The following is a 22,815-nucleotide window of genomic DNA, read 5'->3' as shown; positions in this document are numbered from 1 at the left end:
GCGTGAGCCTTATCCTCCAACATTGTCACCGGTGTCTAGGCCCTTCACATATTCGGCGCCGTCGACGATCTGCGCGGTCGATGCCTCCATCGTGTCTCCGACCGGTTCGGCCCGACCGCCGAGGCAGCTGGCGAGGAAGTTCTCGGTCACTGCGTTGAAGGCGATGTTGTTGGTCGGCTTGGCGAAGCCATGCCCCTCGTCGGGGAACAGGACGTAGGTCACGGGAATGTCCTTCGCCTTCATCGCCTCCACGATCTGGTCGCTTTCCGCCTGATTGACCCGCGGATCGTTCGCGCCCTGGCCGATCAGCAGCGGGCGCACGATCTTGTCCGCCTTGTAGAGCGGGGATGCGGCCTTCAGCGCGGCGAGGCCTTCGGGCGTGGACGGGTCGCCCATCCGCTCGTGGAACTGCGCCACCATCGGCTTCCAATAGGGCGGAATTGTGGACAGCAGCGTCTCGAGGTTGGACGGGCCGACGATGTCAACGCCGCAGGCGAAGGTTTCCGGCGTATAGGTCAGGCCGACCAGCGTGGCGTAGCCCCCGTAGGACCCGCCCATGATCGCGACCTTGTCCTTTGGCGCGATGCCCTTCTCGACCGCCCAGTCCACCGCGTCGATCAGGTCGTCGTGCATCTTCTTCGACCATTCGAGATTGGCCGCGTTGATGAACTCCTTCCCGAAGCCGGTCGAGCCGCGATAATTGACGCTCATCACCGCATAGCCGCGATTGGCGAGCCACTGGTGATAGGAATTGAAGCCGTAGGCGTCGCGCGCCCACGGCCCGCCATGCACCAGCAGCACCATCGGCACCGGCGCGTCGGGCACGCCGTCGCCGTCGGCATCGCTGCCCGGCGGCAGGGTCAGGTAGGTCGGCAGGGTCAACCCGTCGCGACTGGTCAGCTCCAGCATCTGCATGGGTTGCAGCGGCGTCCCGGTCAGCTCCGGGCGCGAGACGTAGAGCTGTTCCAGCGTCCCGGCGTCGCGATCGTAGAGATAGGCCGCGCTCGGCCCGATCACCGGATCGTTGCCCACGATCCACTTGCGGTCGTCGTCGGTCCGCGACTGGACGCCGAACTCGCCCTCTAGCTTGCTGCCCAGAAAATCGAGCGCCGCCTTCACGTCGGGGTCGAGCGCGGTCCATTCGGTCTTGAGGTAATTGACCGAATAGGCTTCGATCTCGCCGGTATCCTTGTCGCGGATCGAGCCGCCGATATCGGCCTTGTCGTCCTCGGCCACCAGGCGGGTCTCGCCGGTCGCCATGTCCATCGCCATCAGCGCCGCCGTGTTGCGCCCCCGGCTGTCGTACCAGTACATGGTCCGGCCGTCGCGGGTGAAGCCGGCGGGGCTGGTCGTCAGCGAATCGCCCAAATCGGTCGAGCTGAAGGGCTCGTCCGCGACGACGTTGTCCTCCACCTTGAAGAAATCCATCCCGCCCGCCGGGTTCTGCCGCAGGGCGAGGCGGACGTCGAGATTGTCGTCCGCCATGAAGCCGGCATAGCCGCCGTCGTTCTCGATCAGCTCGGTCAGTTCGCCGGTGTTGAGATCGAGGCTGTAGACGTCGTGCAATTGCGGATCGCGGTTGTTGAGGCCGACCAGCACCTTGTCCTTGATCGTGTCCGACGCGCCGACCAGCTGGACCCGCGTGTTTTCGAACGGGGTGAGGGTGGTCTCCTTACCCGTCGCGACGTTCACACCGTAGAGCAGGAAATTCTCGTCGCCGCCCTTGTCCTGCACGTAGAGCAGGCTCTGCCCGTCGGGTGCCCAGAAATAGCTGCGGATGGGCCGGTCGGTCGATGCGGTCATCGGCTTCGCCGCGGAGAGGTCGTCAGCCGGGGCCAGCCAGATATTGAGCGTGCCGTCGCGGGGTGCCAGCCACGAGATGTATTTCCCGTCCGGGCTGATCTGCGCCCCGGCGCGCGTCGGGTTTCCGAACAGCGCCTCGCGCGGAATCAGCGGGGCGGTCTGCGTATCAGCGGTCATCGATTGTCCTGTTTGGTGAGGATCGGCCAGCGCGGCCTGCGGCGTGGAAAGGAATGCCGCGACCGCGATACCGGCCAGCAAGGTATTGCGAATAACGGGTCCGATCGACACGCGCGCTCTCCTTCGCGATGCAAAGTTCCGACCCGCGCGGGAGTATGCGCCTCGCGCGGCGCGATGTCGAGATGGCAGCTACGTGGCGTCAGAGCGTGGGCACGTAATAGGCGTGCCAGGTGAAGATCGCCGCCGCGCCGCGATGGGGGCGCCAGTCCTCCCCGATGGCGCGGGTTTCCTTCTCGCCCGGTGCCTCGTCCAGGCCCGCGATGCGGCCCACCGCCTTCTGCACCGCCAGATCGCCCGCGGGCCAGATATCGGGGCGACCTTCCGCGAAGAGCAGGTAGATTTCCGCCGACCAGCGTCCGATCCCCTTGATCCGAGTAAGCAGGGCGATCGCTTCCTCGTCGTCGGCGGGCAGGTTCTCGAAATCGATCTCCCGCGCCTCGACGAGTTCGCACAGCGAGCGGACGTAGCCCTGTTTCTGGCGCGACAGGCCGCAGGCGCGCAACGCGTCGAAATCGCGCCCCAGCAGGTCGGCTGCCGGAATGTCTTCGCCCAGTTCCGCCTCCAGCTTGCGCCAGACGCTGTCGGCGGAGGCGACGCTCACCTGCTGGCCGACGATGGTGCGCAACATGGTGCGATAGCCGCGTTCGCGAATGCGCGGTTCGGGATAGCCCGCCACCGACAGCGCGCGCGCCATACGCGGGTCGTGCGCCGCGATGGCATCCAGCCCATTCCTGATCTGATCGGCGCTGAGGCCCATTCACTCGTCCCTCGGTGCATCGCTTGTCTTGACGGAACGGGGCGTCTAGCAGTCGCGCGAACGGGCCGATAGGCCGCACGCACAAGGTGGAATGACAGCATGCCGAAACTGACGGTGATCACGCGCGAAGGCCAGGAAAGCACGATCGAGGTCGGCGACGGGCTGACCGTGATGGAGGCGATCCGCGACAACGGCTTCGACGAATTGCTGGCGCTGTGCGGCGGCTGCTGCTCGTGCGCGACGTGCCACGTCCACGTCGATCCCGCGTTCCGTGACAAGCTGCCGCCGCTGGGCGAGGACGAGGACGACCTGCTGGAGAGCAGCGAGCATCGCAACGAGGATTCGCGCCTGTCGTGCCAGATCCCCTTCGAACCCGAACTCGACGGGCTGAAGGTCACGATCGCGGCGGAGGACTGATCCCGCAACCCGCTGTCCCTTCGGGCAGCGAAGTTCAGGATGCAGGGCGGCAAGCGCATCTGCCTTGCCGCGCGAATACCGTCCGCTTACGCGCGGATGGCATGACGACACATATGACGACTGCCGACACGCTCTCGCTGATCGGCAACACACCGCTGGTTCGCCTGGCCGGACCCAGCGAGGCCGCGGGCTGCGACATCTTCGGCAAATGCGAATTCACCAACCCCGGCGCCTCGGTAAAGGACCGGGCGGCGCTCTTCATCGTCCGCGACGCGGAAGAGAAGGGTCTGCTGAAGCCCGGCGGCACGGTCGTGGAAGGGACCGCGGGCAATACCGGCATCGGCCTGGCGCTGGTCGCCAATGCGCGCGGATACCGCACCATCATCGTGATGCCGGAAAACCAGAGCCGGGAGAAGATGGACACGCTGCGCGCGCTGGGGGCCGAGCTGGTGCTGGTGCCACCGACCAAATACGCCAATCCGGGCCATTTCGTGCACACCTCGCGCCGCCTGGCGGAAGAGACCGAGGGCGCCGTGTGGGCGAACCAGTTCGACAACACCGCCAATCGCAAGGCGCATATCGAGGGTACGGCGAAGGAGCTGTGGGAACAGCTGGACGGGCGGATCGACGGCTTCACTTGTGCGGCGGGCACCGGCGGCACGATCGCGGGCACGGGCATGGGGCTGAAAAGCTACGACGAGGATTGCGTGATCGCGCTGACCGATCCGCATGGCGCGGCGCTCTACAATTATTACGCGCATGGCGAGCTGGAGGCGGAGGGATCGTCCGTCGCGGAAGGGATCGGGCAGGGCCGGATCACCGGCAATCTGGAAGGTGCGCCGATCGACACGCAGTTCCGCATTTCGGACGAGGAAGGCCTGGCATGGGTCGCCCGGCTCCTGCGCGAGGAGGGGCTGTGCCTGGGCCTGTCGAGCGGGATCAACGTCGCGGGCGCGGTCGCCCTGGGCAAGATGCTGGTCGAACAGGGGCGCGAGGCGCCGCGCGTCGCCACCATCCTGTGCGATACTGGTTTTCGCTATCTCTCCACGCTGTACGACGCGGACTGGCTGCGGTCGAAGGCCTGCCGGTGCCCGACTGGTTGCAGGGGCAGGAATGACGGCGTAGAAATCACGCCATGGCGCTGGTCGGAAAACGCAGGAAGGGTGAGGGGCGCATTGCCGCGGCCCCGCTGGGCGGCTCGCGCGGGGAGGCGATGCAGCGCCTGCAGGTCGGGTTGCTCGGCCTGGGCGCGATGATCCTTTCCATCGGCGTCGCCACCGTCGTCACCGACCGGGCGCAGCAGACGGACGATGCCGCGGTGCCCGAAGCGGTCCAGACCGTGGCCGAAAGCGACGGCAAGAAGAACGATCCGCTGGCGGATGCAGGCGTCGTCCCCGACCTGCCGAAGAAGGCGGACGAGAGCCCGGTGCCCGATGGCCCGGTCCTGCCGGAAGCGGGCGATGCCGCGCCCTCTCCCACCGCACCCTAGCTTGCGCGCGCTGTTCGGCCCGATGCTGGCGGTCTGCCTGTCGGCCTGCGGGCCGGCGGAGCCCGCGCAACTGCCGCAGCGCGATGGCCCCCCTGCGACGCGTCCGGCGCTCGGCCTCATGTCCACGCTGCCGATCTACTGGCCGGAGGGCGGGGCACTGACCGCGCTCGGCGGAGACTCGGACGCATCGCACTGGGCGCGGGAAGCGCTCGAACGATCCTATCGCCTGGTGCCCGTCGATGCGCTGGACGCGTCGGCATTGCAGGGGATCGATACCCTCGTTCTGGCGCAGCCCCGCGCCCTGTCCGGCCCGGAGAACGTCGCACTGGACGACTGGGTGCGCGCGGGCGGACACGTTCTGATCTTCGCCGATCCCCTCCTGTCGGGGGAAACCGCCTATCCCCTGGGCGATCCGCGCCGGCCGCAGGATGTCGCGCTGCTCGATCCGATCCTGGCCCGGTGGGGCTTGCGGCTGCTCCCGCCAAGTCACGATACCGCCGTTACGCAAGTGCAGGTGGCCGATGCCATCATCCCCGTGGCGAGCGCGGGTCGCTTCGCCAAGCGGGAGCCGGCCGGGGGAGCCAGCGCGGATTGCGTGCTGGAGGCGGGCGATCTGATGGCCGATTGCCGCATCGGAACGGGGCGCGTCGTGGCGGTCGCCGATGCGACTCTGCTGGAGGCGGGATTCGAGACACCCGAGTCGCCAAAGGCGCTGCGGGAACTGGTAGGGATGGCACGGGACGGAAGCGGGGATAACGCGGGAACAGCTGCGCCGTGATCCAACACGAGTCTTCCGAAACCCCGGATTTCCGATATTTGCCGCGAGGGGTGCCGTAAAGGTTCCGTTAGGCATAGCGGGACGCGCTTCGCGAAAATAGCGAAAGAAAACAAACTATTACCGCGCTATCCCGTAAAAAAACCAGATTTCCCCTTTAATCCCGCGCGGGCACGCGGTAACAAGAAATGCCAACGGACAGGCCGACGTGCTTTGCGCTGCCACAAGGGCAGGTCGCTCGCGATATCGTGCGGGCGACAGCGGAGAAGTCGTGCCGATGTCCGAGGGAGGCGTTCAATTTCCTGGGGTGTAGGGGCACGTGGCCGAGGGGTTCAGAGGGTTTAGCGGACAGGCTTATTCGCCTGCAGGCGACAAGGGGCGCTTCGTGCTGCCCCCTGCCTTCCGCAACGCCGTCAAACTCTCCTCCGATGGCCGCACGCTGTGCCTGACCAAGCACGACCGCTGGAATTGCCTCGTCGGCTTCGGCCTTTCGCGCATGGACGAATTCGAGGCGCAGCTCGACCGCGAGGAAGAAATGGCGTTCAAGTTCGGGCGCGATTTCGACCGCGAGCAGCGTTCGCTCCAGTTGAACGGCTTCGCCACCATCCCCTTCGACGACAGCGGCCGCTTCGTGATGCCGGACTATCTGCGCGATCTCGCCGATATCGAGGACGGGCTGTTCTTCCAGGGCGCGGGCCGGTTCTTCACCGCGTGGAACCCGGCCGAGATCGCGCGCATGGGCGACGAATTCGCCGCCGCCAAGGCAGCCTGCGCCGCGCTGGTCGCCGAAGCTTCCGCCAAGGGCAAGGGGAAGGGCAAGTGAGCGCGTCCCCGCATATTCCCGTGCTGCTGGAAGAGGTGATCGAAGCGCTTGATCCGCAACCGGGCGACGTCATCGTCGACGCGACCTTCGGCGCCGGCGGCTATACGCGCGCCGTGCTCGAACGCGGGGCGCAAGTCCATGCGTTCGACCGCGATCCCGATGCGATCGCCGCGGCTGCGCCGATGGAGGCGGAGTTCGGTGAGCGGCTGGTCCTCCACCCCGCACGCTTTTCCGCCATGGTGCGCACCCTTGCCGAGGCCGGGATCGCCAGCGTCGACGGGATCATGTTCGACATCGGCGTTTCCTCCATGCAGCTCGACCAGGGGGAGCGGGGCTTCGCCTTCTCCGCCGACGGCCCGCTCGACATGCGGATGAGCCAGGAGGGCGAAAGCGCCGCCGATTTCCTCAACGCCGCGGACGAGGGCGCGATCGCCGACGTGCTCTACACCTATGGCGAGGAACGCCAGTCGCGCCGGGTAGCGCGCGCCATCGTCGCCGCGCGCCCGCTTTCGACCACCGGCGAACTCGCCCATGTCGTACGCAAGGCGCTGGGCTATCGCCCCGGCGCGCCGAAGGACCCGGCGACCCGCACCTTCCAAGCGGTCCGCATCCATGTGAACGCCGAGCTCGACGAATTGCGCCACGGCCTCGCCGCCGCCGAGACGCTGTTGCGGCCCGGCGGACGGCTCGCGGTGGTCAGCTTCCATTCGCTCGAAGACAGGATCGTGAAGCGCTTCCTCAAGGACGCTTCCGAAGCGACCGGCGGCGGCTCCCGACACCTCCCCCTCCAGGAGCAGCCGCCGGCCGTCTTTTCGCAAGTCTCGCGCGCCGTGCGGCCGGGCGAGGCAGAGGTGGCGCGCAACCCCCGCGCCCGCTCCGCCACGCTGCGAAGCGCGGTGCGCACCGACATTCCCGCACGCAAGGAGGCCGCATGATGATCGGTGGTAGCCGCCTGCGCCGCATGGGCTGGGCAGTCGTCCTGGGCGCGACCTTCGCCCTGTTCCTGGCGCTTACCTTCCAGGTGCGCACGGTGAAGAGCGAGGTTGTTCGCGCCGAGCGGCAGATCGTCGCGCTCGAACGCGAGACCTCCCGCCTCGAAACCGAATTCGAGACCCGTTCCAACCAGCGCCAGCTGTCGGACTGGAACGCGGTCGATTTCGGCTATCAGGCGCCGCGCGCCGACCAGTATCTGGAAAACGAGCGCCAGCTGGCGAGCCTGGGTTCGCTGCCCGGCCCCGGCGCGCCGAGCCCCATCCGCGTGGCACGCGCCATCGACGAGGGTGAGCTTCCCGCGATGGTCAACCCGCTGACCGGCATCGCCGAACTCGCGGCCAAGGATGACGAGGTCGCGGACGAGAAGGAAAGCGGCCGCTCGCTGACCGCCGACATGCGCGGTTCGCTGGGTCAGCGCCTGGCGGCAGGCGTCTCGTTCCAGCCGGGGGCCGAGATCGCGCAGTGAACGCCTTCGCCATCGATCCCCCCATCACCTATGGCCGGTCGCGCATCGTCGCCGATCGACGGATCGCCGTGCTGACCGCGAAGATGCGCGTGCTGATGGTTGCGGGCGGGTTCGCCGTTCTGGCGCTGCTCGCGCTGTTGCGGATCGTGTTCTTCGGGATGAGCGGCGCAGGCAGCGGTCCGATGAACCTGCAACAGGCGTTGCTGCCGCCGCGCGGGGAAATCGTCGACCGCAACGGCATGTCGCTGGCGCGCAACTATCCCGCGCGCGCGCTGTGGTTCAATCCCGAGGCGCTGGGCGAGGATGGCGCGCCGCTGGTGCGCTCGCCCCAGCTCGTCGCGCGCGAGCTGAAGGCGATCTTCCCCGATCTGGACGAAGCGGTGGTCGCGCGGCGGCTCGCCTCTGGCAAGCGGGGCTATCTGCGCCGGCACGTTCTGCCCGAGGAAGCGAACCGGGTGTTCGACATCGGCGAACTGGCGCTGGAATTGCCGGAGGAGGCCGACCGCTACTATCCGCAAGGCTCCATGGCCGCGCACGTCCTCGGCTATGTCGGTGCCGACGGCAAGGGCAAGGTCGGCATGGAAGAGGTGCTGCAGGATCGCCTGTCCGACCCCGCGCGTCGAGGGGCGCCGGTGGCGCTGTCGATCGACATGCGCGTGCAGGGCGCGCTGGAGGACGAGCTGAGCCGCGGCATGCGCTCGGTCGAGGCGAAGGGCGCGGCGGGCATCGTGCTCGACGTGGAAACGGGCGAGGTGCTGGCGCTGGCCTCCCTCCCCGAATTCGATCCCAACCATCTCGACCAGCAGGGCGTCGACAACATGTTCAACCGGGTGACGAACCAGGTTTACGAGCTGGGATCGACGTTCAAGCCGATCACCGTAGCCTCCGCCATCGATGCGGGTATCGTGCGCGATTTCGGCAAACGTTACGATGCGACGCCGCTGCGTGTCGGGCGCTTCACCATCCACGACAGCCACAGCATGGGCAATACGCTCAACATTCCCGAAACGCTGATCCATTCGTCCAACACGGTAACCGCGCGACTGGCCGACCAGATCGGCAGCACCAGGCTGCGCCAGACCATGATCGATCTGGGCATGAACGAGCGGCCCTATATCGAATTGCCGGCAAAGGGCTTTCCGATCTGGCCGGGCAAGGACTGGCCGCGCCTGCGCACGATGACGGTCGGCTTCGGCCACGGCATCGCGGTCACGCCGCTCCACCTCGCGAGCGCCTACGCCGCGATGGTCAATGGCGGGATCTGGCGTCCGGCCACCCTGTACAAGGTCGCGCCCGGACATGCCCCGCGCGGACGGCGGGTGTTCAAGGAATCGACCAGCTCGCGCATGCGCCAGTTGCTGCGCATGATCACCTCGTACGGCACCGGTCGCAGCGCCGACGCGCCGGGCTATCGCGTCGGGGGCAAGACCGGCTCGGCGGAGAAGCCGGGCGCGCACGGTTATCAGAAGAAGCTGCTGATCTCGACCTTCGCGGCGGCCTTCCCGATGGATCATCCGCGCTATGTGGTGATCTCCATGCTGGACGAGCCGAAGGGCACGCTGGCGAGCTCCTACCAGCGCACCGCCGCCTGGAACGCGGCCCCTATCGTCGGGCGGCTGGTGCCGCGTATCGGCCCCTTGCTGGGCGTGCGGCCCGACGAGACTCGCGACGTCGATATCTCCGACCTGCGCCCGATGGTGCCGGAAGCGGGAGTGGCGGCCGAATGAAACTCGCCGATCTCGCCTACCAGGCCGGTTTCGACCTCGCCGACGATCCCGTCGGGGGCAAGAACGTCACCGGCTTCGCGATCGACCATCGCAAGGTCGCCCCCGGTACCGTATTCGGTGCCTTTCGCGGCGCGAAGGTGAATGGCGAGGACTTCATCCCTTCCGCCATCGAAAGCGGCGCGATCGCAGTGGTCGCCCGGCCGGAGGCGCGGGTCGAGGGCGCATTCCACTTCGCCGACGCCAATCCGCGCCGCGCCTTCGCGCTGCTGGCCGCGCAGTTCTTCAAGCCGGTGCCCGATACCATCGTCGCGGTGACGGGCACCAACGGCAAGACCTCCACCGTAGAGATGACGCGCCAGCTGTGGCGCATGGCGGGCGAGCGCGCGGCGAGCATCGGCACGCTGGGCGTCACCACGCCGGACGAGAGCGTTTCGACCGGGCTGACCACGCCCGATATCGTGACCTTCCTGTCCAATGTCAGCGGGCTGGCGCGCGAGGGGGTGACGCACATCGCCTACGAAGCGTCCAGCCACGGTCTGTCGCAATACCGCAACGAGGGGCTGCCCGTCGCGGCGGCCGCCTTCACCAATCTCAGCCGCGACCATCTCGACTACCACGTCGACATGGACGATTATTTCGCGGCCAAGATGCGCCTGTTCGACGAGGTGGTGGTCGATGGCGGCAGCGCGGTGATCTGGACCGATGGCGGCGACTGGTGCGCACGCGCGATCGATCATGCGCAGCGGCGGGGTCTCAAGCCGTTTACCGTGGGCACGGACGGCAGCGACATCCGCCTGGTCGATCGATCGCCGACCCAGCTCGGGCAGGACCTGACGCTCGAAACCGGAGGCGAAACGCGTAAGCTGCGCCTGCCGCTGATCGGCGCATACCAGGTATCGAACGCGCTGGTCGCGGCGGGGCTCGCCATCGCGACGGGTACGGACCCGGCCCGCGTGTGGGACGGGGTCGCGCGGCTTCAACCGGTGCGCGGGCGGCTCGAACGCGCGGTCATCACGCGCGACGGGGCGCCGGTCTATATCGATTACGCCCATACGCCCGAAGCGCTGGAGGCCGCGATCGAGGCGCTGCGCCCGCATGTGAACGGCAGGCTGATCACCGTCTTCGGCGCAGGCGGCGACCGCGATACCGGCAAGCGCGCCCCGATGGGCGAAGTCGCCGCGCGCGCTTCCGACATCGCCATCGTTACCGACGACAATCCGCGCGGGGAGGACCCGGGCGCGATCCGGGCCGCGGTGCTGGCCGGAGCGGGTGATGGCAATATTCGCGAGATCGGCAGCCGACGCGATGCCATCGCGACCGCGATCGGTATGGCCGGCGCGGACGACATCGTCCTGATCGCGGGCAAGGGACACGAACAGGGCCAGATCGTGGGCTCGGGAGACGATATGAAAATATTGCCGTTCGACGATGTGACGGTGGCGCGCGAATGCGCCTCCGGATCGGGAGACGAGGCATGAGCGCGTTGCGCCAGCCGCATCCCGCGCTGCGCCAGTGGCCGCGCGTCGCACGCGACCGGCTCGGCCTGGCGCTGTGGACGTCGGAAGAGATCGCCGCCGCGACCGGGGGTACGGCCAGCACCGCGTTCCAGTGCGCGGGGGTTGAGATGGACAGCCGCGATGTGCGTTCGGGCGACCTGTTCGTCGCGCTGAAAGGCGATGCGATGGACGGCCACCGTTTCGTCGAGAAAGCCTTTGCGTCCGGAGCTGCCGCCGCGCTGGTCGATCGCCCGGTCGATGGACCGCATGTGCTGGTGGAGGATACCACCGCCGCGCTCCACGCCCTTGCCGCCGCCGCGCGGATGCGCTCCGATGCGAAGCGGATCGGCGTCACCGGGTCGGTCGGCAAGACCGGCGTGAAGGAGGCGATCTTCGCCGCGCTGGACCGTTCCAGCCGCGGGCAGGCGCATCGTTCGGTGCGCAGCTACAACAATCATGTCGGTGTGCCGCTCAGTGTGGCGCGCATGCCTGCCCGCGCGCGTTACGGCGTGTTCGAAATGGGCATGAACCACGCGGGCGAGATCGCCGGGCTGACCCGGCAGGTCTGCCCGCATGTCGCGGTGGTCACCACCATCGCGCCTGCCCATATCGAGAACCTCGGCAGCGAGGAGGCGATCGCCGATGCCAAGGCGGAGATCTTCGCCGGGCTCGAACCGGGCGGGGTCGCGGTCATCCCGTTCGACAACCCGCATTTCGAGCGGCTGCGCGATCACCCGACCAAGATCGGCGCGCGGGTCATGGCCTTCGGGCGCGGGGCGGGGGCGGACGTGCGCCTGCTCGATGCGATCCCGGCCGCGAATGGCGGCTCGCTGATTACCGCGCAGGTGGGCGATACGCGGCTGTGCTGTTCGGTCGCGGAGCCGGGCGAGCATTGGGTCTCGAACGCACTCGCCGTCCTGGCGGCGGTGAAGGCAGCGGGCGGCGACCTGGCCGCCGCCGGTCTCGCGCTGGCGGAGATGGGCGGGCTGAAGGGGCGCGGCGCGCGACACCAGATCGGCGTGCCGGGCGGCAAGGCGCTGCTGATCGACGAAAGCTACAACGCCAACCCCGCCTCCATGCGCGCAACGTTGGCGCAACTCGGCCAGACGCCAGCCGGTCGCCGCATCGCGGTGCTCGGCAGCATGAAGGAGCTGGGCGACTTTTCGGATGGTTTCCATGCGCAGCTGGCGGAGCCGCTGCGCGCGACGCAGGTCGACTTCGCGGTGCTGGTGGGCGAGGAAATGCTCCCCCTCGCGCGCGAACTGGGGAAACCGACCGCCACCCCCCTTCCGCCGGCGCACGGCTTCGCCCATTGCGAAGGTCCGGCCGAGGCGATAGCCGCGCTGCAGGAATACGGCCTCGTCCCGGGGGACGCGATCCTGGTCAAGGGGTCGAACTCGGTCGGGCTCGGCAGGCTGGTGGACCACTTCACCCGCCGCAACTGAAGGGGAGCCGGGAAGGCCGCATGCTCTATCTGCTCGCCGATTGGCTGGATTACGCAGGACCGCTGAACCTCGTTCGCTACCAGACCTTCCGCGCAGGCGCGACGCTGATGACCGCGCTCGTCATCGGCCTGATCGTCGGCCCGCGTCTGATCGACCTGCTGCGCGTGCGGCAGGGGAAGGGGCAGCCGATCCGCGAGGACGGGCCGCAGACGCATCTGGCGAAGCGCGGCACGCCCACCATGGGCGGGCTGATGATCCTGCTGTCGTTGATCCTCAGCCTGCTGATCTGGATGGACCTGTCCAGCCCGTTCGTCTGGGCCTGCGTCGCCGTGACCGTGGGTTTCGGCGCGATCGGCTTCATGGACGATCTCGACAAGGTGACGAAGAACAGCCACCGCGGCGTTTCGGGCAAGGTTCGCCTGTTGCTGGAATTCATCGTGGCGGGGATCGCGAGCTACATCGTGGTCAGCCAGATCAGCACCTGGCTCTACGTCCCCTTCATATCGAACCAGGCGATTCCGCTGGGGCCGTTCTACTACGTCTTCGCAGCGGTGGTGATCGTGGGGGCGGGCAATGCGGTGAACCTGACCGACGGGCTGGACGGCCTGGCGATCATGCCGGTCATCATCGCGTCGGGCACCTTCGCCATCATCTGCTACCTCGCGGGCCGTGCCGACTTTTCGAGCTATCTCGGCATTCCGCATGTGCCGGGTGCGGGCGAGCTGGCGATCTTCTGCGCCGCGATCATGGGCGGGGGGCTCGCCTTCCTGTGGTTCAACGCGCCCCCGGCGGCGGTGTTCATGGGCGATACCGGCAGTCTCGCGCTGGGCGGCGCGCTGGGCGCGATCGCGGTGGCAAGCCACCACGAGATCGTGCTCGCCATCGTCGGTGGCCTGTTCGTGTTCGAGGCGCTGTCGGTCATCATTCAGGTGTTCTGGTTCAAGCGGACGGGCAAGCGCGTGTTCCGCATGGCCCCCGTCCACCACCATTTCGAACAACTCGGCTGGAGCGAGAGCAAGGTCGTGATCCGGTTCTGGATCATCGCCATCGTGCTCGCGCTGATCGGGCTGGCGACGCTCAAGCTGCGATGATCACGAACCCCACCTGGTCCGGCAAGCGCTTCGCCGTCCTCGGTCTCGCCCGATCGGGCATGGCCACGGCTGAGGCGCTGCTCGCGAGCGGGGCGGAGGTGCTCGCGTGGGACCGGCAGGACGAGCCGCGCGAGAAGCTGGCCGGGCGCGCCCGCATCGGCGACCCGCTGGCGGAGGACCTGACCGGGTTCGACGGTGTCGTCGTGTCGCCCGGCGTGCCGCTCAACACCCACCCGATCGGCCCGCGCGCGCATAGCTTCGGCGTGCCGGTTATCGGCGATATCGAGCTGTTCGCGCAGGCGCGCCCCACGCTGCCGCCGCACAAGGTGGTCGGCATCACCGGCACCAATGGCAAGAGCACGACCACCGCGCTGGTGCATCACATCCTCCAGACCGCGGGTGTGCCGACGCGGATGGGCGGCAATATCGGCATTCCAGTGCTGGAAGGCGATCCGCTACCCGAGGGCGGGGTCTATGTCCTCGAACTGTCGAGCTACCAGATCGACCTGACGCACACGCTCGATTGCGATGTAGCGGTGTTGTTGAACGTGACGCCCGATCATCTGGATCGGTACGAGAGTTTCGAAGCCTATGCGGCGAGCAAGGCGCGGCTCTTTAAGATGCAGACGCCGACAGGGCTTGCTGTGGTTGAGCAAGCCGCGGAGTCGGACCTGGACGTTCTTGATGGTGCGCCCGATAATCTTCCGATCCAATTTATCGACATGGTCGGACTCCCGGCCAATCAGAGTCAGTGGCCAAGTCTCCAAGGCCCGCATAACCTGCAGAATGCACAAGCCGCAGTCGCCGTGTGCCGCGGATTGGGCATTCGGGATGACCAAATCGTCCATGGTCTGCGCACCTTCCGCGGCCTGCCGCACCGAATGGAAGTAGTCCGCGAGCATGCGGGCGTGATCTATCTCAACGACAGCAAGGCGACCAACACCGCCTCCGCCGCTCCTGCGCTCGCCGCCTGGCCCCCGGACCCGGACCCCCGCGTACACTGGATCGTCGGCGGGCTGGCGAAGGAAGACGGGCTGGGCGAGTGCGAGCAGCATCTCGGAAACATCGCCGCCGCCTACACCATCGGCGATTCGGGGCCGCGGTTTGCGGAGTTGCTGGAAGGCCGCGTACCCGTGAACCGCTGCGAATTGCTGTGCGAGGCGGTGCGCCGCGCGGTTCTGAACGCGAAGCGGGGCGACGTCGTGCTGCTCTCGCCCGCCTGCGCCAGCTTCGACCAGTTTCGTGATTACGAGCAGCGCGGCGATCATTTCCGCCAGCTGGTCGACGCCATTCTGAATGATGGCGGCAGCGGGGACCACGCGGCATGAGTTCGCGGCCCTATGTTCCTGGCAGCCCCGCGCGCACCGGTGCACCGGTGCGGCGCGCGACCGGGCGCTGGTCCGAAGTGAAGATCTGGTGGCGCGAGATCGACCGCGTCCTGCTGGCGCTGGTCCTGTGCCTGATGGCGATGGGCAGCATCGCGGTCGCGGCGGCCTCCCCTGCATCGGCGCGGCGTCTCTCCAGTGGCGAAGTCACCTTGCCCGACCTCTATTTCTTCTGGGCGCACTTGCGCTGGCAGATACTGGGCCTGTGCGCGATGATCGGCGCTTCGTTTCTCGACCGCGAGCATGCCCGCCGGCTCGGCATCGTGCTGGCCGTGGCGATGCTGGGCGCGCTCGTCTTTGTTCCTGTGCTGGGTTACGAGGTCAACGGGGCGAAGCGCTGGATCAATCTGGGTTTCAGCTTCCAGCCGTCGGAATTCCTGAAGCCGGGCTTCGCGATCCTGCTCGCCTGGGTCCTGTCATGGCGGCTGCGCGATCCCAACCTCCCCGTGCTCAGCGTGGCGACCGGGCTGATGGTGCTGGTCGGCGGCCTGCTGATGCTGCAACCCAATTTGGGCGATGCCATCCTGTTCGGCGGGGTGTGGCTGGTGCTACTGACGCTTTCCGGCATGCCGCTGATCCGGGTCGGCGCGTTTATCGGCGGCGGGATGGGCGCGCTCGGCCTGGCCTATCTGTTCTACGACAACGCCCGTCACCGGATCGATTCCTTCTTCGGCGGGGGCGTTGCATTCGACCAGGTGGACCTGGCGCAGCGGACCCTGCTGGCGGGCGGCTGGTCGGGCACGGGGTTCTGGCTGGGGCTGCGCAAGATGCAGCTGCCCGAAGCGCATACCGATTATATCTTCTCGGTCATCGGGGAGGAATTCGGGCTGATCGTATGCGCCATCGTGGTGGCGCTCTATCTCGCCATCGTCACCCGGGTGCTGGTGCGGCTGGTGGAGGAGGAAAACCTCTTCGCGCTGCTCGCTTCGGCCGGGCTGGTGACACAGCTTGGCGGACAGGCCTTCATCAACATCCTCGTCAATTTGCGGCTCTTCCCGTCGAAGGGTATGACGCTGCCGCTGGTGAGCTATGGCGGTTCGTCGACCATCGCGGTATGTCTGGCGGTCGGGCTGCTGCTCGCGCTCACGCGGCGAAACCCCTTCATCACGCGGGAGACGCAGGGGCTCCGGGCCCTGTTCGCGACACGGGAGACATCGCAATGACCGGCACGACCCGCACCGGGGCTTCGCGCCATTACGTTCTCGCCGCCGGGGGCACCGGCGGTCACCTGATTCCCGCCTTCGCGCTGGCGGACGAACTGCACGCGCGCGGGCACCACGTCGCGCTCCTCACCGATGCGCGGGGCGCTGCGATTCCGGGCAAGCCGGACGATCTGCCGATCCACGTCATCCCGGCGGGCCGCTTCGGCAAGAACCCGCTTGGCTGGCCCAAGGCGATCGGCGCGGTGCTGCAGGGCCGGGCCATGGCCCGCCGCCTGTTCGCCAATTTCCAGCCGAGCGCCGTCGTCGGCTTCGGCGGCTATCCCGCACTGCCTGCGGTCATGGGCGCCAATGCCGAAAAAATCCCAGTGGTGCTGCACGAACAGAACGCGGTGCTGGGCCGCGTGAACCGGCTGATGGCAGGCAATGTCCGCGCGATCGCGACCGCTTACCCGGTGGTCGAGCGCCTGCCGGCGCAGCACCGGGACAAGGTGGAACTGGTCGGCAATCCGGTACGCCCGGAGGTGCTGAGCCTGCGCGACGAGCCGTTCCCGCCCTTCACCGAGAACGGCTTGCTCAAGGTGCTCGTTACCGGCGGCAGCCAGGGTGCGCGAGTCCTGTCCGAAGTGGTGCCGGACGGGCTCGCCATGCTGCCGACCGCCCTGCGTCAGCGGTTGCAGGTCACGCAGCAGTGCCGGCCAGAGGATCTGGAGGCGGTGCGCGAGCGCTATCGCAGCCACGACATCCCCGCCGAACTCGGCACCTATTTCGAGAATATGGCGGCGCGGCTCGCCGATGCGCATCTGTTCATCGGTCGCGCCGGGGCCTCCACCATTGCCGAACTGACCGCGGTGGGACGCCCGGCGATCCTGATCCCGCTGCCGATCGCGACCGACGATCACCAGGCGGCCAATACGCGCGAGATCGTGAAAGCGGGCGGCGCGCGGATGATCCGGCAGAGCGAGTTCACCGCGAAGGCCCTGGCCAAGCAGATCCAGGCGCTGAGCCAGCGGCACGAGACGCTCGCCACCGCGGCGCATGCGGCGTGGAATTGCGGGCGACCCGACGCGGCGAAGGACCTCGCCGATCTGGTCGAAAGCTTCGGCGGGGCGGAAATGATGGATGTGATCAAAGTGGGCGCGAACAATGCGCGCGGCGCGTCGCAGGGCGTCGCCGTGGGTCAGGGTGCCAGTCGCGAAGCTGCGCGGGACACCGCGGCATGAGGGGCGTGCCGACCAATATCGGGATGATCCACTTCGTCGGCATTGGCGGGATCGGCATGTCCGGCATTGCCGAGGTGATGCACAATCTCGGTTACCAGGTGCAGGGCTCCGACCTGTCGGAAAGCCAGACGGTCGAGCGGCTGCGCGCCCGCGGGATCGAGGTGATGATCGGCCATGTTGCCGAGAACGTGGAAGGCGCGTCGGTGGTGGTGACCTCCACTGCGGTGAAGCGGACCAATCCCGAAGTGGCCGCCGCGCTGGAAAACCGGGTGCCCGTCGTCCGGCGCGCCGAGATGCTGGCCGAGCTCATGCGCCTCAAAAGCACGGTCGCGATCGCGGGTACGCATGGCAAGACGACGACCACCAGCATGATCGCCGCGCTGCTCGATGCTGGCGGCATCGACCCGACCGTTATCAATGGCGGGATCATCGAGCAGTACGGCTCCAACGCGCGGCTGGGCGATTCCGATTGGATGGTGGTCGAGGCGGACGAGAGCGACGGTAGCTTCCTGCGGCTCGACGGCACGATCGCGGTCGTGACCAATATCGATCCCGAACATCTCGACCATTACGGCGATTTCGACGGGGTGAAGCGCGCCTTCGTCGACTTCATCCACAACGTCCCGTTCTACGGCGCGGCGATCCTGTGTATCGACCATCCGGAGGTGCAGGCGGTGATCGGCAAGGTCCGCGACCGGCGCGTGGTGACCTACGGCTTCTCGCTCCAGGCCGACATCTGCGGCATCAACGTGCAGCCGCACAAGGGTGGTAGCCGGTTCGACGTGATCGTGCGCCAGCGGGGGGAACAGGATCGGCGGATCGAGGGCGTCGAACTGCCGATGCCGGGGCGTCACAACGTGCAGAACGCGCTTGCCGCGATTGCGGTCTCGATCGAGATGGGTTGCGGCGACGGCGTCATTCGCGACGGCTTTGGCCAGTTCGGCGGAGTGCGACGCCGCTTCACCCGGGTCGGTACCGTCGGCGGCGCGACTGTGATCGACGACTATGCGCACCACCCGGTGGAAATTCGCGCCGTGCTGGCCGCCGCGCGCGAGAGCACCGGTAACCGCGTGCTCGCGGTGATGCAGCCGCACCGCTATTCGCGGCTCGGCGACCTGATGGAAGACTTCCAGAACTGCTTCAACGACGCCGACCGCGTCTATGTTACCCCGGTCTATGCCGCGGGTGAGGACCCGGTGGATGGCGTCGATGCGGAGACGCTGGTGGGCGGCCTGCAATTGCGCGGCCATCGCAATGCGCGGACGGTGCGCGACCAGGGCGATCTCGCGCAGGCGCTGGCCCAGGACATCGAAGAAGGCGACCTGATCGTGTGTCTCGGCGCGGGCGACATCACCAAATGGGCGGCCGGCCTTCCCGAAGCCATCGAAAGGGCGCGCGCGTGAGGGGCGGGAATACCCAGCCCGACGATTGGGCGATGCACGACGACGGGATGGCCCCGGACGGGTCGGTGGAGGGCACGGTCGATGCCATCGTGCCCAACGACGCGATCCGAGGAAAGCTGACCCGCGACGCGCCTCTGGCAAAGCTCGTCTGGTTCAAGAGCGGCGGCACGGCGGACTGGCTGTTCGAGCCCGCCGATCTGGAGGACCTCACCCGGTTCTTGGCGCATCTCGACGGGGACGTGCCGGTGATGGCGCTGGGCCTCGGTTCCAACCTGATCATCCGCGACAATGGCGTGCCGGGCGTGGTGGTGAAGCTGGGCAAGGCCTTCGCGCAGGTTGAAGTGGGCGAGGATTGCCTGGTCACCTGCGGCGCGGGCGCGCACGGCGTGCTCGTCGCCTCGACCGCGCGCGATGCGGGCGTGGCCGGGCTTGAGTTCCTGCGCGGCATCCCTGGCACGGTCGGCGGTTTCGTGCGGATGAATGGCGGGGCCTACGGGCGCGAGGTCGCCGACGTGCTGGTCGACTGCGACGTGGTGACGCATGATGGCGCGTTCCTGACGCTGCCGGTGGCGGACCTCGAATACACCTATCGTCACTCCGCGCTGGCGGACGACATGGTGGTGGTCGCCGCGCGCTTTCGTGGCCGGCCAGGCGATCCCGCAGCGATCGGGGCGGAGATGGACCGCATCGCCGAGGCGCGCGAGCAGTCGCAGCCGATCCGTACCAGGACCGGGGGCTCCACCTTCAAGAATCCGGATGGGGGCAAGGCGTGGCAGCTGGTCGATGCGGCAGGCTGTCGCGGGCTGACCCTGGGCGGCGCACAGGTGAGCGAGAAGCACACCAATTTCCTCATCAACACCGGCGACGCGACCAGCGCCGATATCGAGCAGCTGGGCGAACTGGTGAAGCGCAAGGTGTACGAGAATTCGGGCGTGACCCTCGAATGGGAAATCCGTCGGGTGGGGCGCCCGTGATGGCGAGTAAAGCTACCGATCTCCCCAAACTCCACGTCGCCGTCCTCATGGGTGGGTGGGCGAACGAGCGTCCGGTTTCGCTGATGAGCGGCGAGGGCGTCGCCAAGGCGCTGGAGGAGCGGGGCCATCGCGTGACGCGGATCGACATGGATCGGCAGGTGGCGGCGCGTATCGCCGAGGCGGCGCCTGACGTGGTGTTCAACGCGCTCCACGGCGTTCCGGGAGAGGACGGCACGGTGCAGGGCATGCTCGACCTGATGGGCGTGCCCTACACCCATTCGGGCCTCGCCACCTCGGTCATCGCGATCGACAAGGAGCTGACCAAGCAGGCGCTGGTCCCGCACGGCATTCCGATGCCCGGCGGGCGGATCGTCGCGAGCGAGGATCTGTACGAGCGCGATCCGCTTGCGCGACCCTATGTGCTGAAACCCCTCAACGAGGGCAGCTCGGTGGGCGTGGCGATCGTCACCGAGGAAAGCAATTACGGCCAGCCGATCCGGCGCGACGCGGCGGGGCCCTGGCAGGAATTCGACCGTCTGTTGGCCGAGCCCTATATTCGCGGGCGCGAGTTGACGACGGCCGTACTGGGAGCCGAAGATGGACCGCGCCCGCTCAGCGTCACGGAACTGGTCCCGCAGTCCGGCTTCTACGATTTCGACGCCAAATATACCGAGGGCATGACCGAGCATGTGTGCCCGGCGCAAATCCCCGAGAACATCGCCGAGCTGTGCCGCAAATACGCGCTCCAGGCGCATCGCGTGCTCGGCTGTCGCGGCACCAGCCGGACCGATTTCCGCTGGGACGACGAGCGGGGCGAGGCGGGGCTGTTCGTGCTGGAAACCAACACCCAGCCGGGGATGACGCCGCTCAGCCTCGTGCCCGAGCAGGCGAAGCAGTGCGGGATTTCCTACGGCGAGCTGGTCGAGATCGTCATCGCCGATGCGCTGGCCTTCTTCGCAGGGAAGGGGGAGGCCGATGGCCACGGTCGGGCGTAAGCCGCAGGGGGTCCGCCGCGCGACCGCGGCCAAGACACGCGCCGCGCGCGCCCGGCACGCGAAGCGGCAGGGGCAGGGGGTGGTCGATCGCCTCGTCGCGATGCTGCCGATCACGGAAGAGCAGCTGCACCGCGTCTTCCTGTTTCTGATCCTTGGCGTTGCCGCCATGCTCGTCTGGCTGGTCGCGAGCCTAGCCGGCGTACCTGCACTGGCGCAGGCGCAGCTCGCCACCATCGCTTCCGATGCCGGGTTCGAGGCGCGCCACGTCCGCGTGACGGGGGTCGAGCGGATGAACGAGCTCAAGGTCTATGAAGCCGCCTTCAGTCAGAAGGACAAGCCGATGCCGCTTGTGGACCTGGAGGCGCTGCGGGCCGATCTGGTCGCCATGCCGTGGGTGGAGGATGCGCGCGTGTCGCGCCAGCTGCCCGATCGGCTGGTGATCGACATCGTCGAGCGCACGCCCCACGCGGTGCTGGCCCGGAACGGCAAACTGACCCTGATCGACGGCGACGGGGTGGAGCTGGAGCCGATATCGGCTGCCAATGCCAAGGGCATGCTGCGCGTTTCCGGGGCTGGTGCGGCGAAGCAGGTGACGAACCTGTCTCGCCTGCTCGACACAGCGCCCGCGCTGAAGCCGCAAGTGGTTTCCGCCGAATGGGTCGGCAACCGGCGCTGGAACCTGACTTTCGCCACCGATCAGCTGCTGGTCCTGCCGCAGGGGCGCGAGGAAGCGAGCAAGGCGCTGATCCATTTCGCCCGCATGGACGGGCAGAACCGGCTGCTGGGGGGCAAGGTCGCGGCGTTCGACATGCGCGTGCCCGACCGCATCTATATGCGCGTTCCCGGCCGCGGCGATCTGGGGGAGGCGAACTGATGGGACTGCCGCGCATCGCCCGGGTCTTCGGCGCCGTAAATATCGGCAGCTTCCGGGTCTCGGCCATGATCATGGGCCAGTCGGAAACCGGCGAGATGGTCGTGCTGGGTGCCAGCCATCGCCAGAGCCAGGGGGTTCGCCGCGGCTATATCACCGACATGGCCGCGGCGACCTACGCCATCCGCGCCGCGGTGGAGCGGGCGGAGGACAATGCCGACACGCGCATCTCCAGCGTGTGGGTCGGGGCCGCGGGAGGCGGGCTTTCCAGCCGGATCGCACGGGTGGAAGTGCCGGTGGGTGGTCGGCGGATCGAGGACGAGGATATCGCGCACCTCCTCTATTCCGCGCGCGAGGCGATCGAACCCGACGGGCGCATGGTCCTGCACGCGCAGCCCGCCAGCTATATTCTCGATGGCGCGCACGGGGCAACGGAGCCGCGCGGCCTCTATGCGGAGCGGCTGGGGGTCGACATCCATATCATGCTCGCCGAGACCGCACCGGTGTGCAATCTGCGCGAGGCGGTGGAACGCGCGCATCTGACGGTGGAGGGGGTCGTCGCCTCGCCGGTGGCGGCAAGCTATGCCTGCCTCACGCAAGAGGAACGCGAGCTCGGCACGGTCCTGATCGAGATCGGGGGCGACGTGGTCAATGTCGGGCTGTTCTCGGGCGGGCTGTTGCAGGCGCTGCATACGGTGCGCATGGGATCGGGCGATATCACCGATGCCATCGCCTCCGCCTTCGGCATCCGCCGGACCCAGGCCGAAAGGCTCAAGAACCTCGCGGGCTCGGCGATCGCGAGCCCGACCGATCACCGCGAGATGGTGCCGGTCAACCCGCCGGGTGAAGATGCGGCCGAAGGCGATAAGGTCAACCGCGCCGAACTGGTTTCCGTCATCACCGAATCGCTAGGGCAGATGTTCGGCGAAATCGGTCGCATCCTGCGCCACGATACCTTTGCGAAGACGAAGGGGCAGGTCGTGATCACGGGCGGCGGGGCGCAGCTCGCTGGCATCGCCGAATTCGCGCAAGGGGCGCTGGGCCGCCAGGTCCGCATCGGCCGCGCGCCGGAACTGCGCGGCATGCCGGACGCGATGGCCAATCCCGGGTTCGCCACACTGGCCGGCCTGTGCCTCTATGCTGAGGCCGACCCGATCGACGTTCGCAAGGTTTCGGGCAATTTCACGGAGACCACCCGGTATGGCGGGCTCGCGCTGGCGCGGCGGCTCTGGCACGCGGCGCGCGACTATTTCTGACCGGGCGGGGTATCGCCGCCGCCCGTGGA

Annotated in this window: 21 protein-coding genes; 19 read left to right on the top strand and 2 right to left on the bottom strand. The window is 67.7% G+C overall.

What is annotated here, in order from left to right; all coding sequences use genetic code 11:
* Positions 1-9 precede the first annotated feature (9 nt).
* Both F7D01_RS03030 and F7D01_RS03025 read right to left on the bottom strand, forming a co-directional pair.
* Positions 10-2,091: an alpha/beta fold hydrolase gene (locus F7D01_RS03030; protein ID WP_371819673.1), complete on the bottom strand. Its 2,082-nt coding sequence runs from the start codon at positions 2,089-2,091 to the stop codon at positions 10-12.
* An 88-nt stretch (positions 2,092-2,179) separates the two neighbouring features.
* Complete coding sequence (locus tag F7D01_RS03025) at positions 2,180-2,797, bottom strand: DNA-3-methyladenine glycosylase (protein WP_215228779.1); 618 nt, start codon at positions 2,795-2,797, stop codon at positions 2,180-2,182.
* Positions 2,798-2,896: 99 nt separating this feature from the next.
* On the opposite strand from F7D01_RS03025, the gene F7D01_RS03020 reads away from it, so the two are divergent.
* From F7D01_RS03020 to ftsA, 19 genes are all read left to right on the top strand, one after another.
* Positions 2,897-3,214: a 2Fe-2S iron-sulfur cluster-binding protein gene (locus F7D01_RS03020; RefSeq protein ID WP_215228778.1), complete on the top strand. Its 318-nt coding sequence runs from the start codon at positions 2,897-2,899 to the stop codon at positions 3,212-3,214.
* A gap of 101 nt (positions 3,215-3,315) precedes the next feature.
* A complete protein-coding gene (locus F7D01_RS03015) occupies positions 3,316-4,470 on the top strand; it encodes a cysteine synthase A (protein WP_215228777.1) in 1,155 nt (384 codons plus the stop codon).
* On the top strand, positions 4,428-4,703 hold the full coding sequence (locus F7D01_RS03010) for a hypothetical protein (protein ID WP_215228776.1): 276 nt from the start codon (positions 4,428-4,430) through the stop codon (positions 4,701-4,703). The genes F7D01_RS03015 and F7D01_RS03010 overlap by 43 nt, the downstream gene beginning before the upstream one ends.
* Positions 4,675-5,481: a Gldg family protein gene (locus F7D01_RS03005; protein ID WP_215228775.1), complete on the top strand. Its 807-nt coding sequence runs from the start codon at positions 4,675-4,677 to the stop codon at positions 5,479-5,481. The genes F7D01_RS03010 and F7D01_RS03005 overlap by 29 nt, the downstream gene beginning before the upstream one ends.
* Positions 5,482-5,797: 316 nt before the next feature.
* Positions 5,798-6,301 carry a division/cell wall cluster transcriptional repressor MraZ gene (locus F7D01_RS03000; protein WP_215228774.1) on the top strand — a complete coding sequence of 168 codons (504 nt, stop codon included), beginning with the start codon at positions 5,798-5,800 and terminating at the stop codon, positions 6,299-6,301.
* Positions 6,298-7,236, top strand: a complete 939-nt coding sequence (gene rsmH, locus F7D01_RS02995) for a 16S rRNA (cytosine(1402)-N(4))-methyltransferase RsmH (RefSeq protein WP_215228773.1) — start codon at positions 6,298-6,300, stop codon at positions 7,234-7,236. The genes F7D01_RS03000 and rsmH overlap by 4 nt, the downstream gene beginning before the upstream one ends.
* Entirely contained in the window at positions 7,233-7,760 is a 528-nt protein-coding gene (locus tag F7D01_RS02990; RefSeq protein ID WP_215228772.1) for a hypothetical protein, read from the top strand. The genes rsmH and F7D01_RS02990 overlap by 4 nt, the downstream gene beginning before the upstream one ends.
* Positions 7,757-9,487 (top strand): penicillin-binding protein 2, encoded by a 1,731-nt coding sequence (locus F7D01_RS02985; protein ID WP_251567015.1) that lies wholly within the window; start codon positions 7,757-7,759, stop codon positions 9,485-9,487. The genes F7D01_RS02990 and F7D01_RS02985 overlap by 4 nt, the downstream gene beginning before the upstream one ends.
* A complete protein-coding gene (locus F7D01_RS02980) occupies positions 9,484-10,965 on the top strand; it encodes a UDP-N-acetylmuramoyl-L-alanyl-D-glutamate--2,6-diaminopimelate ligase (RefSeq protein ID WP_215228771.1) in 1,482 nt (493 codons plus the stop codon). Before F7D01_RS02985 ends, F7D01_RS02980 begins: the two co-directional genes overlap by 4 nt.
* Positions 10,962-12,428, top strand: a complete 1,467-nt coding sequence (murF, locus tag F7D01_RS02975; protein WP_215228770.1) for a UDP-N-acetylmuramoyl-tripeptide--D-alanyl-D-alanine ligase — start codon at positions 10,962-10,964, stop codon at positions 12,426-12,428. The genes F7D01_RS02980 and murF overlap by 4 nt, the downstream gene beginning before the upstream one ends.
* Before the next feature lie 20 nt (positions 12,429-12,448).
* On the top strand, positions 12,449-13,519 hold the full coding sequence (mraY, locus tag F7D01_RS02970; RefSeq protein ID WP_215228769.1) for a phospho-N-acetylmuramoyl-pentapeptide-transferase: 1,071 nt from the start codon (positions 12,449-12,451) through the stop codon (positions 13,517-13,519).
* A complete protein-coding gene (gene murD / locus F7D01_RS02965; RefSeq protein ID WP_215228768.1) occupies positions 13,516-14,847 on the top strand; it encodes a UDP-N-acetylmuramoyl-L-alanine--D-glutamate ligase in 1,332 nt (443 codons plus the stop codon). The genes mraY and murD overlap by 4 nt, the downstream gene beginning before the upstream one ends.
* A complete protein-coding gene (locus tag F7D01_RS02960) occupies positions 14,844-16,067 on the top strand; it encodes an FtsW/RodA/SpoVE family cell cycle protein (protein WP_215228767.1) in 1,224 nt (407 codons plus the stop codon). Before murD ends, F7D01_RS02960 begins: the two co-directional genes overlap by 4 nt.
* On the top strand, positions 16,064-17,287 hold the full coding sequence (gene murG / locus F7D01_RS02955) for an undecaprenyldiphospho-muramoylpentapeptide beta-N-acetylglucosaminyltransferase (RefSeq protein ID WP_215228766.1): 1,224 nt from the start codon (positions 16,064-16,066) through the stop codon (positions 17,285-17,287). Before F7D01_RS02960 ends, murG begins: the two co-directional genes overlap by 4 nt.
* Positions 17,284-18,690: a UDP-N-acetylmuramate--L-alanine ligase gene (gene murC / locus F7D01_RS02950; RefSeq protein ID WP_215228765.1), complete on the top strand. Its 1,407-nt coding sequence runs from the start codon at positions 17,284-17,286 to the stop codon at positions 18,688-18,690. Before murG ends, murC begins: the two co-directional genes overlap by 4 nt.
* Positions 18,691-18,737: 47 nt before the next feature.
* Positions 18,738-19,664 (top strand): UDP-N-acetylmuramate dehydrogenase, encoded by a 927-nt coding sequence (murB, locus tag F7D01_RS02945; protein ID WP_251567180.1) that lies wholly within the window; start codon positions 18,738-18,740, stop codon positions 19,662-19,664.
* The gene (locus F7D01_RS02940) at positions 19,664-20,659 is read left to right on the top strand and encodes a D-alanine--D-alanine ligase (RefSeq protein ID WP_215228764.1); all 996 of its coding nucleotides are present in this window, start codon (positions 19,664-19,666) and stop codon (positions 20,657-20,659) included. Before murB ends, F7D01_RS02940 begins: the two co-directional genes overlap by 1 nt.
* Positions 20,640-21,533: a cell division protein FtsQ/DivIB gene (locus tag F7D01_RS02935; protein WP_215228763.1), complete on the top strand. Its 894-nt coding sequence runs from the start codon at positions 20,640-20,642 to the stop codon at positions 21,531-21,533. Before F7D01_RS02940 ends, F7D01_RS02935 begins: the two co-directional genes overlap by 20 nt.
* On the top strand, positions 21,533-22,786 hold the full coding sequence (gene ftsA / locus F7D01_RS02930; protein WP_215228762.1) for a cell division protein FtsA: 1,254 nt from the start codon (positions 21,533-21,535) through the stop codon (positions 22,784-22,786). Before F7D01_RS02935 ends, ftsA begins: the two co-directional genes overlap by 1 nt.
* Positions 22,787-22,815 lie beyond the last annotated feature (29 nt).

It is taken from the genome of Erythrobacter sp. 3-20A1M, assembly GCF_018636735.1.
Taxonomy (GTDB): domain Bacteria; phylum Pseudomonadota; class Alphaproteobacteria; order Sphingomonadales; family Sphingomonadaceae; genus Alteriqipengyuania.
Note: the sequence above shows the minus strand (reverse complement) of the source record. Positions and strands in the feature narration are given on the sequence as shown.

Bases quoted from the DNA above. Each gene is read 5' to 3' on its own strand.
- F7D01_RS03025 (WP_215228779.1), bottom strand. From the start codon at position 2,797: ATGGGCCTCAGCGCCGATCAGATCAGGAATGGGCTGGATGCCATCGCG.
- F7D01_RS03020 (WP_215228778.1), top strand. From the start codon at position 2,897: ATGCCGAAACTGACGGTGATCACGCGCGAAGGCCAGGAAAGCACGATC.
- F7D01_RS03015 (WP_215228777.1), top strand. From the start codon at position 3,316: ATGACGACACATATGACGACTGCCGACACGCTCTCGCTGATCGGCAAC.
- F7D01_RS03010 (WP_215228776.1), top strand. From the start codon at position 4,428: ATGCAGCGCCTGCAGGTCGGGTTGCTCGGCCTGGGCGCGATGATCCTT.
- F7D01_RS03005 (WP_215228775.1), top strand. From the start codon at position 4,675: ATGCCGCGCCCTCTCCCACCGCACCCTAGCTTGCGCGCGCTGTTCGGC.
- F7D01_RS02990 (WP_215228772.1), top strand. From the start codon at position 7,233: ATGATGATCGGTGGTAGCCGCCTGCGCCGCATGGGCTGGGCAGTCGTC.
- F7D01_RS02980 (WP_215228771.1), top strand. From the start codon at position 9,484: ATGAAACTCGCCGATCTCGCCTACCAGGCCGGTTTCGACCTCGCCGAC.
- murF (WP_215228770.1), top strand. From the start codon at position 10,962: ATGAGCGCGTTGCGCCAGCCGCATCCCGCGCTGCGCCAGTGGCCGCGC.
- mraY (WP_215228769.1), top strand. From the start codon at position 12,449: ATGCTCTATCTGCTCGCCGATTGGCTGGATTACGCAGGACCGCTGAAC.
- murD (WP_215228768.1), top strand. From the start codon at position 13,516: ATGATCACGAACCCCACCTGGTCCGGCAAGCGCTTCGCCGTCCTCGGT.
- F7D01_RS02960 (WP_215228767.1), top strand. From the start codon at position 14,844: ATGAGTTCGCGGCCCTATGTTCCTGGCAGCCCCGCGCGCACCGGTGCA.
- murG (WP_215228766.1), top strand. From the start codon at position 16,064: ATGACCGGCACGACCCGCACCGGGGCTTCGCGCCATTACGTTCTCGCC.
- murC (WP_215228765.1), top strand. From the start codon at position 17,284: ATGAGGGGCGTGCCGACCAATATCGGGATGATCCACTTCGTCGGCATT.
- murB (WP_251567180.1), top strand. From the start codon at position 18,738: ATGGCCCCGGACGGGTCGGTGGAGGGCACGGTCGATGCCATCGTGCCC.
- F7D01_RS02940 (WP_215228764.1), top strand. From the start codon at position 19,664: ATGGCGAGTAAAGCTACCGATCTCCCCAAACTCCACGTCGCCGTCCTC.
- F7D01_RS02935 (WP_215228763.1), top strand. From the start codon at position 20,640: ATGGCCACGGTCGGGCGTAAGCCGCAGGGGGTCCGCCGCGCGACCGCG.
- ftsA (WP_215228762.1), top strand. From the start codon at position 21,533: ATGGGACTGCCGCGCATCGCCCGGGTCTTCGGCGCCGTAAATATCGGC.